Source organism: Bacteroidota bacterium (assembly GCA_039111535.1).
Classification (GTDB): domain Bacteria; phylum Bacteroidota; class Rhodothermia; order Rhodothermales; family JAHQVL01; genus JBCCIM01.
This window is the reverse complement of the sequence record JBCCIM010000047.1, coordinates 25,005-34,930: the sequence shown is the minus strand read 5'-3', so window position 1 is coordinate 34,930 and position 9,926 is coordinate 25,005. Positions and strand designations below refer to the sequence as shown.

Genomic DNA, 9,926 nt, shown 5'->3' with positions numbered 1-9,926 from the left:
GGCAAACAACATCGATAACAGTAACATAGCCCTGCAGGGTTATAGTCCTGTTTCCTACCTTGATCTTGGCCATTTTATCCTGGGCCAGCAAAGGCGTACTGAGGTACAGCATTGCCGCCAGCATTAGCGTCGTTGTTTTCATCATGGTTCTATATGGGGCTTTTCTATTTGAAAGATGAAGCGTAATTGAATAGGCCTGGAAGTATTCTTACTGTGCCACTTTGCCGTCTGCATTCCAAATCCGGCGAATGATTTCGTGCCACAAGATTTTACTCCCATCCTTCATGTCGAAGTCGAAGGTAAACTCTGATGCCGAGACATTGCCGTCCACGAGGGTCCGGTGATGGGTTATGCCGTTAACGGATGCAATGGCGCCTGTAAAGCCTTCCATTTTCTCCACCATCTGGCTTTTGCTGGCCGTTGTGACATTGCCGTAATCAGAAGTACTGGCTTCATCCGCAAAGAAGGTTTGTACAGCTTCGACGATTGCGCCCTTCGCAACGAGGGCATCCATTTGTTCAACGTGGGTATTAATGCTCATTTAATTTACCGATTGGCTGCGCCAGGTCTGTTTGACAGACTTAATGCAGTAGATTGAAGTCATCTATTTCGGTAAAAAAGGTAGGTGGGGTACCCCGCTGAAACGGTACAAGAAAAGCCCTACTGCTTGTACTTTTTCATTTTGAATTGGGAAGGTGTCATGCCCGTGTAGCGCTTAAAAAAAGCGGAGAAGTGATTGGATTCTTCGAAGCCAAGACGGAAGGCAACCTCCTGGATAGCTTCACCCTGCGTGAGCATTATTTTTGCGGAGTTAATCAACTCATGCCTGATGAGTTGGCCGAGCGAGGCATTCAGCTTTTTCCTCACGTTGCGAGACAGGCTTTTGACGGTCATGTGCATCTGGTCTGCATAAAATCCTAACGCACGGTGTTCAGCGTGATGAGCTTTCAACAAGGTATACAAATCTTCTACAAACAGGTCTTGCTTCTCAAAATCTATGTCTGACCTAAACGCTTCCGGGCTCTGGCCCGTTTTTCGTTTGAAGACACGGCTGAAATAAGCAGGATCGCGATAGCCAAGGTCGTACCCAATTTCTTTGATCGGCTTGTCAGTAAATGCAACCTCCTTTTTACCCTCGGTAAGGCGTTTACGCTCCAGCATTGCTTTTACTGAAAGGCCAATCTTTTCTTTAACGAGCGAAAAAGCATCCCGGCCCTGCTGATTGATCAGGGCGACCAACTGGGATGCGGTCAGGGCATGCTGATACTGTTCGTCAATAATATCTTTGAGGTCAAAGATGACATGGTACTCTTCTTTTTCAGCATGAAAAGGGTTCTGCCAAAACCACTGTTCAGCGGAAGCATCTATAATGTTGTAGACGTTGTCAGAAAACACCGTGTTGGTCAGGTACCGTTGACAGGCTTCGCAATCGTCAAAATTTATATATCCAAGCGAAACGAGGTGTTTAAAAAGCACCCGTACTTCTTTGTTATTAAAAACGGCTTCACCGGGAAACTCGATACGTCGGACAACAAAAGAATCGGACAAAAATTTGATGTACTGCCCCTTCTCTAGAAATATCAGCTTATTGGTCCAGTCGTTGTAGTTTTCAAAGTCTACCTGGATTGCACCCTGTCCGTCAAGGATATGGTACAGGGTATACTTGTTGATAAAGTATACTTCGTTAAAAGCCGGCGTAAACTTGCTTACCATGCCTATGGGAAAGTCGGGTGGCAGACGTCAACCAAAGTTAAAGGGTGACAGCAAAATGAATGCTGCCACCCTTGAGATGTTTTGATGCTGGATAGGTTACGAACCTGCGACTCACCAGTTAGTGCAGCTTCCGCTCGCCGGCCTGGAAACGCGCTGGCCGGCGGAATTTGACGTCCGTAGCCGCGTTGGCATCAAAAATATCAAACATGGCCGTCCGCAGCGAATCCACCCGGGCCTGATGCGCCGGGGCATCGATCAGGTTATACATTTCTTTGGGGTCGGTCTTGAGGTCATAGAGCTCGTTTTTGTCCCACACCCCGTGGTAATAGATGTACTTGTACCGGTCTCCACGGATGGCATACGTGGTTGGGGTATGGGGAAACGCGTGCTCCCAGAAGTACTGGTAGACAAACGTGCTGCGCCATTCGTCAGCGGCACCACTTTCCAGAATTGGTAAGAAGGAGAGGCCATCAACCGTGTGATTGCCGGGCATGCTGCCCTCTGCAATGTCCAGGAAGGTTGGTGCGAGGTCGATGTTGAGGATGTTTTCATCGATGGTAGAGCCGGCGTCGATAAACCCAGGTGCCCAGGCAATCATCGGCACGCGCATCGACTCTTCGTAGGCCTGCCGTTTGTCGATCAGGCCGTGTTCGCCGAGCATAAAGCCGTTATCGCCCATGTAAATAACCAGCGTATTTTCGTCGAGGTCATTTTCCACGAGGTAATCGAGCACGCTGCTAACGCTTTCGTCAACACCCATCAGTGTTTCGCTGTAATCGGTGATGATTTCGTCGAGGTTCTGCGGGTGGTCGTCGCGGTTGTGGTACATAAAATCTACGCCGTGCCAGCTGTAGCGTTGCTGGCGCACCCAGTCTGGTTTGCCTTCGTAGTTTTGTTCGATGTTTTTCATCGAGGCCGGCTTGGTCAGTTCAGATTTCATGTATTTCCCGGCATGCCGCTCTGCCGGATAAAACTCGGCGTGTACGGCTTTGTGCGACAGGTATACAAAAAACGGCTCATCTTCATCGCGGCCGTTTTCCAGCCAGTCGAGGGCATAGTTGGTCAACAGGTCGGAGGTATACCCTTCCATCTGCTTGCGCTCGCCGTCGATGTTGAGGGTCGGATTGTAGTATACCCCCTGGCCGCGAAAACTGACCCAGCGATCAAAACCCGGTTTGGGATCATCGCGTGCCTCACCGATATGCCATTTGCCAAAGTAGGCGGTCTGGTAGCCGGCTTCCTGGAGTTGCTCAGGAAACAGGACCGTGCCTTCTTTTAAGGGGTTGGAGTTATCAATGGCACCATGGCGGAAAGAGTACTGCCCCGTGAGGATCGAGGCGCGGCTTGGTGAGCAGAGCGACGTAGTTACAAACGCGTTTGCAATGTGCGCGCCTTCAGCAGCCATACGGTCCATGCCCGGCGTGCGGAGGAAATCCGGACTGTTCGGGTGGAAGTCCATATAGTCATAACGATGGTCATCGCTGAGAATGAAAACGATGTTCTGAGGTTGCTGCGCAAAAGCTGGTGCACATACGAAGAGGCCCAGCAGAAACAACAGGGTGGCTTTTTTCAATTCCATGGGTAGGTAGGGTGTTTACAGCATCGCGCAGGATGCCGGCTTGGTTGTGTCTTTGTGGCAAGTTAAGCAATGAAAAGGGATAACGATACCCCTGGTACCTTAAGTGTCCAGCTTTTAGAAAGACTGCCGCTCGGGGAACGAAAGCAATGGTTCAACATTGTCACTTTACTCTACCATCTGTCTCCCTCTATGCTGATGTTTGCTTTTACCTGCCGCACTGCTGTTTTTACGCTCTTCTTTTTCTTTGTGGTATCCCCTGCCACAGTATTTGCACAACACCACAGCGGCCATTCCGATGCGCCCGGCATTAAAGAAACGTTTGTGGTTGATGGCTTTCGGGTTGGTGATACGCCCCCTCCCGGTAGCGCCGTAGGTCGGGCCGGCTTGCGATTTGATGACGGTGGCTATGTACACATTGTATTCGGCAAGCCCTACCGCCGTGGCCGCGTGATTTTTGGTGGACTCGTAGGGATGGACCAGGTTTGGTCAGCCGGCGCACACCGGGCAACAGAGATGTTTTCGACAGTAGCTCTGACTATTGGCGGAGAAGAGCTGCCTGCCGGAGGATACAGCCTCTTCCTCACACCAGGAGAATCACACTGGACGTTTCACGTCAATAGCGTGCTGGGCATGCACCTGGCTGATGAGTATGACGCTGAGCAGGATGTAATGCAGCTCAAAGTAAAGCCACACAAACTGGATGCGATAGTCGATGATTTGACGTGGGCGTTCGACGAAGCCGGCAGCGCCATCCTCTTTTCATGGGGAGATACAGGGGTTAAAATTCCGATGAACCGGCCGGCTGGAGAACACAATTAATTTGGCTATTTCAGCCACTGTTGAGATATAAGGCCATGACGCTAAACTAAAGCATCATGGCCTTTTTACATTCTACCGATCCCCCAACCTTACCTTAAAAGCAGCATGCGGCGCACTTCTGTTGCGTGCTTGGTACTCAAACGATAAAGGTACATCCCGCTACTCAGGCCTGTTGCGTCAAAACGAACGGTATGCATCCCGGTAACCTGTACGCCATCAACCAGCGTGGCGATGTTGCGTCCGAGCAGGTCGAAGATTTCGAGCTTTACGTCCTGACTTTCTGAAAGACTGTAAGCGATTGTTGTGGTCGGGTTAAATGGATTTGGATAATTCTGCTCAAGCGTTATTTGTGCTGGCAGTTCGCGTCCCCCTTCTTTTTCTGCGGTGGTAGAAACGGCCGGCTGAGGAACCCCACCGCCTGAATCTGTAGCACCTATTACACCAGCTGTACCAACAACACCGCCAAAGTTCACATCGAACATATCGATGTCCGTCATAAGGTTTGAGCCTGGATGGCTGGGCGTCGGATACCCCCCAAAGGGAGAGGACCAGGTTTGTCCTCTGTCGTTTGTCTGAAAGACCTGGCCTCCCGCATTGATAACGTACCCCACTTCCGGTGTAGGAAATGTGATTGCTTCCAGCACCAGTGAAAAGCTACCAGCAAAAACAAGAACTTCGCGTGCACTGGCATTTGTGCTAAACCGCTGCACAACATGCCGGCCGACAATGTACCAGGCATCTTCCCCATCATAGGTAATGTCATTGAGTTCAGCATGCAACAAACGAAGATTCCAGGTTTCCCCTCCATCTTCTGTCTGAAACACCTGTCCCAGCGCGTGATCGCCAATTACCCCTACTGTATTCGAAATAAAGGATACTGTTCTAAGATCTTGAAATGGAATAGCTACGGGGTTGCCTTGCAAATCGAGGGTATTTAACGGCATTGGCCCCCATGTTTGCCCATCGTCTGTTGAGCGTAAAAGCTGGTTATTCCCTACGGCAAACCACATATCACCTTCTGCATGATCGACATCATGGAATGCGCCTTCGGTTGCATTTGTACCTACTTTAACCCAAGAATTACCCCCGTCTTCTGTGCGCATGAAAATCCCGTTGTCGCCAACCGCGACACCAGTCTCTGTTCCTTTTTTAAATTCAACGGCGCGGTAGGTTGTGGCTTCTTCCGCAGAAAGTGGAATATCTCTCCATGTATTGCCGGCATTATCAGAATAGAGAATGCGCTGATGTCCTACCGCAACACGACGCGTGGGATCAAGCAAGGCAATCCCTAGCATATCACTTTCATCTGCGCCAACCTGAGGGAACCATACATCGGTACCTCCATCGGTATTAAAACAAAAAGCAGTTGCCGGCTTGTTGAGGTCTCCACCGATAAACAAGGTAGCCGTCCCATTGTCATCCGAAAATCTTGGGGCACGGAAATACCTCACATCAATCTCAGCACAACTTGATGCGATCGGGATAGATGGATTGAGCCCAGATTCAAGCCTTCGTTCGTTCCCTAATACGTCACGCATCACTATGCTTGAACGGGCCGGGACTATAGGAAAAGGTGTTGGTTCTTCTATGCGAAAAAACCCACTTTCTCCAAACCGCGTAAGTGGCATCACCTCTTCACGCCCATCAATATAGGTTACATAGACTTCGCCCCCTTCAACGGGTATTGAACCCTTTGCTGTTGCAAATACTGTTAGCTGATTCATCGCCTCGTTAAACCAATGCCCGTTAATAAAAGGACCTGAGTCTTCAGGATCGGGACTGGCCATCAGCAGAGATACTCCGCGAGGCATATCCATGTTGAGTACATCGGAAGGCTGGCCGGCAAAATCCCAATAATCTTTGAATGTACTATCGCGCGAAGCCCCCCCGGTATCAGGTCCCGAAGTGAAGTACCATTGAGATGGATAAGGTCGGTTTTCGATCAAGATTTGATCTCCTTGCGCTGCCAGGTCATAGCCAATGTGTTGGAGTGCCTGGCCGAGTGTGACGCTCTGATTAGCACTCGGCGATCCTGTATAAACACGATACTCGAATGGATTCCCCGTAAACGCTCGTGGGATACGCTCATTTCTGGTACCTGAATAACCAAAATCAACCAATAATCGGAGTGTGCGTGCGTCAATTTGATCTTGAAACTCTTCCCACTTGCAAGGATCGGGGCACGACCAGTTGCTCTCTTCCGGGCGCCAACGGCTAATGCCGGCATCCAGGCCAATGACCTGAATCTTAAGTGGAACGCCGCGCTGCAGCTGCCGCAGTTGATCAAAGGAAAGCGTTAAAGGGATCTCCGTATTTCCTTCTTTTCGAGAGCTGACTACAATGAAGTCTGAAGTTTCACCAGGCCTGACATTGGCAGGGAAAGGTTCGCTCGGCCGAACAGTCCCCAGGGGTTCATCTCCAATAAACAAGTTGAATATGGGTGTTACATCCAATGCAGTAGCACTCCCAACATTCCTACCAGCAATATCGAGAAAAAGGGAGGCAGCATCATCAGTAGCCGAAGTAGTTGCCGTTTCCCAATTAATAGCAGTACCACGCGTCTGGCTTGAGGAAAACCCTGCTGTAACAGAAAATGAAGCCGTGGTTTCAGTACTGGCAGTCACGCCAGCATCCAACCCTGCCGACACTTCGACACCAGACGTGTATGAGATTCCAACCGAGGTTTCAACGCTAAATTCTTGTGTACTCTGAGCGGACATTTCCTGCCCATTGGAATCAGTGATGGTTGCTTTTGGTACGAATCGGTAGCGTAGCAATACAACTTCAATACGTGGTTCTGCAGCAACGAGTGGGTTGTTGTAAGGTGGCGCGACCGTATTGTCCATATTAACCCCGGTTGCCTCCTGAAAGTCGCTGTAAGGATCCCCGTCGCTAGACCAGGCGGTAGGGTCGGTGACAAAACAGCCGGTATCATTTACCGGATCGCAAGCCTGCAACTGATTGTCCCTGTACCAGAATCCCTGGCGCTCCAGTACGTCATCTACACAATCACCGTCAATATCCACTGTTGGCTCAAAGCCATCAGGACATTCCATTTGGGGCTGGTTTGAAGCGACAGATTGTTGGGCCCAGCTTTGATGTGGCATCCAGCAATACACGCTGAACAGAATCAATCCCTTTAAACAGGCATGCTTGCGGAGCCATTTAGAAATAGCATTGAAATACAACATAAAACTACTGACTTGATAGTTTAGAATAGCGTTTGAGAATGGCTGAACAGCCCTTCAAACCTATACGTCCTTTTTAGTCAGCTAAGGGATCATGCTGTCTTCAATTATATTACTTGTCCTGATATTCCTTGGCTAACTCCGGTTTTCCCCAGTCCCTATAAAAATCTACAAGCGCCTCCCTCGCCACCCCCATACACACGCTCCGCTGGTCATTAATGATTTCACACGTTTGAAAACCCGATAGCAGCATGGGCTCAGCGTCTTCGTATCGGCTTTGCTTCCAGATACTCTGCCCAACAAGCGTAGCAACCTGTGCAACCAGAGTGTGCTCAGCGCCGTGATTTTCTCTATAAATTTCAAGCGATTCCAGCGCAACAGGCTCTGCTTTTTCAAATAAACCAGCGCTATATAACGAAAACCCATAACGCGCCAACTCAACACCCAATCGATGGTTCGAATCTCCCATAGTGGCCCGAGCGATGCGGATGGCGTCCTGATGTACAGGTTCAGCCTCTTCAAACCGGCCATCCATTCTTAAGACAGATGCAAGCGCCCCCATTGTGTTTGCTATGTCGGCCTGCTCACTTCCCGGGATACGCTGCTGAATAGCAAGTGACTCTCTGAAATACTGTTCTGCCTCAGCATACCGTTTAACACCTCTTAGTGCCAAGGCAAGGTTATGTAAAGAGGACGAAACATAAATATGAGTATTTCCATGCAGGACACGGCGTTGCGCCAGCGTTTCAAAGTGAACATCAATGGATTCATCATAGCGTTCTTGATGCTGATAGATATCACCCAGTACATTGAGACTGTACGTCACTTGTTCGTGAATCTCACCATAGTGCAGCTTTTTCAACGCAATCGATTGCTCCAGGTACCTTTCAGCCTCTTCCAGTCGCCTATTCCGCATCTCACTATGCCCAAGACCGTGCAGCAAATCTGCCATGAGCGCCGGCGCCTCCAGGTTATTCATCTCAATAATGCCTATCGCCTCTTTATGAAGCGCTGTAGCATCTTCAAACGCACCAAAGCGCTCTTTGAGAAGCCCAAGGGCATGCAGTGTTTTCGCTATACCAAAAGGCTGTTGGGGGTTGAGTCCTTCGTGTAGTTCCAGGACCCAATTAAACAAAGAGTCTGCTGCAGCATACTGTCCGAGATTCTTATAAGCATCACCAATTACTAGCGCCATCTCTGCTGAGACAGTCGGCTGATTGGCCAACTCTTCGTCGATTCGCGCAGCACCGCGATCAAGCAATTCCCGCGCAGTAACTTCATCGCCTGTGGATGTAGTTGGACTGGCAATGGCAAAAATGCTTTGCAGAAAACTGCCCACTTCTTCTGCTTTTGCGGTTTCCTGTTGCGCTATATCGCGCTCTGCAAGTACCCGAGCAAAAGCAAGCACAATGACGGCGGCGATTACCATGAAGGTAGCAACGGCCGTCCAAATCCCGCGCTGGTGGCGCTGTATAAATTTTCGAAGACGGTATCCGGTCTGGTCCTGCCTTGCCTTTACCGGCAGGTTTTCTTTATGCCGGCGCAGATCATCCACCATCTCTAAAACCGTCACATACCTTGATTCCGGTTCTTTGCGCAATGCTTTCAAGATAATGGCATCCAGATCGCCGGCAAGTCTGGCGGAAAACGAGCCGTCTGTGTGTTTCACAGCATCGCTGGGTGCCGCGGGTTCTTCCGATAAAATGGCCTGTACCATTTCAACAAAACTGCGCCCTTGCATAGGAATGGGTAATGCCCCAGTGAGTAATTCATACAGCACAACGCCAAGTCCATAAATGTCTGCTGCCGTGGAGATGCGCTTACCCGCCACTTGCTCTGGAGAAGCATAAGCCGGCGTGAATAAGTTTGTGCCAGTCTGGGTTTGAATGGCGAGTAAATCATTGGGCTCTAGCAGCTGCGCTATGCCAAAATCAAGTAACTTAACTTGCGGTTTTCCGCCCGCGTTTTCCGTGACTAGAATGTTGGAGGGCTTCAAATCACGATGCACAATCAGGTTTTGATGCGCATAAGATACTACATCGCAAACCTGTTCAAAGAGTGACAGGCGCTGACCAAGGGTTAGTTTATGCTGGGTGCAGTATTCGGTGATCGGTAAACCATCGATGTACTCCATCACCAAAAAAGGCCGGTCGGCGTGTACACCGCCATCCATCAAGTTTGCAATGCCCGGATGCTGTAGTTCTGCCAGAATTTGGCGTTCAACTTCAAACCTTCTGATTAGGGAAGCAGAACTGGCACCGTATTTTACCAGTTTCAACGCTACCGTTTGCGAATAGGCACCATCTGCACGTTCTGCGCGGTAGACAAAGCCCATCCCGCCTTCCCCAATCTTATCCAGGACCTTATAGCGATCGATCTGGTCGCCGCTTTTTACGCCGGCTGGGTTACCGGTCATTGTGTCATCAGACAAAATATCAACTGCAAGTCCCTTAAACATGGGATGGGTTTCTGCTTCAAGCAGGGCACGTACCTGCAGGTAAAGGGTGTGGTTATCCTTTGTGGCTTCTTTCAGAAACGTATCGCGGGAAGGCAGCTCGATATCGAGTGCTTGCAGATAAAGCGACTGCATCAGATCCCAATGATTTGCATCTATCGCCATGTTTTTG

6 protein-coding genes are annotated in these 9,926 nt (G+C 49.8%); 1 reads left to right on the top strand and 5 read right to left on the bottom strand.

The window, feature by feature from the left end; all coding sequences use genetic code 11:
- Positions 1-208: 208 nt before the first annotated feature.
- The 3 genes from AAF564_09705 to AAF564_09695 all read right to left on the bottom strand — a co-directional run bounded on the left by AAF564_09705 (position 209) and on the right by AAF564_09695 (position 3,292).
- Complete coding sequence (locus AAF564_09705) at positions 209-541, bottom strand: hypothetical protein (protein ID MEM8485811.1); 333 nt, start codon at positions 539-541, stop codon at positions 209-211.
- Between the two features lie 119 nt (positions 542-660).
- Positions 661-1,713, bottom strand: coding sequence for an AraC family transcriptional regulator (locus AAF564_09700; GenBank protein ID MEM8485810.1), 1,053 nt, complete (start codon positions 1,711-1,713; stop codon positions 661-663).
- Positions 1,714-1,831: 118 nt separating this feature from the next.
- Positions 1,832-3,292 (bottom strand): sulfatase, encoded by a 1,461-nt coding sequence (locus tag AAF564_09695; protein ID MEM8485809.1) that lies wholly within the window; start codon positions 3,290-3,292, stop codon positions 1,832-1,834.
- 195 nt (positions 3,293-3,487) lie between these two features.
- Between AAF564_09695 and AAF564_09690 the strand changes: the two genes are divergently transcribed.
- The gene (locus AAF564_09690) at positions 3,488-4,111 is read left to right on the top strand and encodes a DUF2911 domain-containing protein (GenBank protein MEM8485808.1); all 624 of its coding nucleotides are present in this window, start codon (positions 3,488-3,490) and stop codon (positions 4,109-4,111) included.
- 89 nt (positions 4,112-4,200) lie between these two features.
- On the opposite strand, the gene AAF564_09685 is transcribed toward AAF564_09690, so the two are convergent.
- Both AAF564_09685 and AAF564_09680 read right to left on the bottom strand, forming a co-directional pair.
- The gene (locus AAF564_09685; GenBank protein MEM8485807.1) at positions 4,201-7,167 is read right to left on the bottom strand and encodes a YCF48-related protein; all 2,967 of its coding nucleotides are present in this window, start codon (positions 7,165-7,167) and stop codon (positions 4,201-4,203) included.
- 244 nt (positions 7,168-7,411) lie between these two features.
- Positions 7,412-9,919, bottom strand: coding sequence for a serine/threonine-protein kinase (locus AAF564_09680; protein MEM8485806.1), 2,508 nt, complete (start codon positions 9,917-9,919; stop codon positions 7,412-7,414).
- Between the last annotated feature and the right edge of the window lie 7 nt (positions 9,920-9,926).

Bases quoted from the DNA above. Each gene is read 5' to 3' on its own strand.
- AAF564_09680 (MEM8485806.1), bottom strand. From the start codon at position 9,919: ATGGCGATAGATGCAAATCATTGGGATCTGATGCAGTCGCTTTATCTG.
- AAF564_09695 (MEM8485809.1), bottom strand. From the start codon at position 3,292: ATGGAATTGAAAAAAGCCACCCTGTTGTTTCTGCTGGGCCTCTTCGTA.
- AAF564_09690 (MEM8485808.1), top strand. From the start codon at position 3,488: ATGTTTGCTTTTACCTGCCGCACTGCTGTTTTTACGCTCTTCTTTTTC.
- AAF564_09700 (MEM8485810.1), bottom strand. From the start codon at position 1,713: ATGGTAAGCAAGTTTACGCCGGCTTTTAACGAAGTATACTTTATCAAC.
- AAF564_09705 (MEM8485811.1), bottom strand. From the start codon at position 541: ATGAGCATTAATACCCACGTTGAACAAATGGATGCCCTCGTTGCGAAG.
- AAF564_09685 (MEM8485807.1), bottom strand. From the start codon at position 7,167: ATGGAATGTCCTGATGGCTTTGAGCCAACAGTGGATATTGACGGTGAT.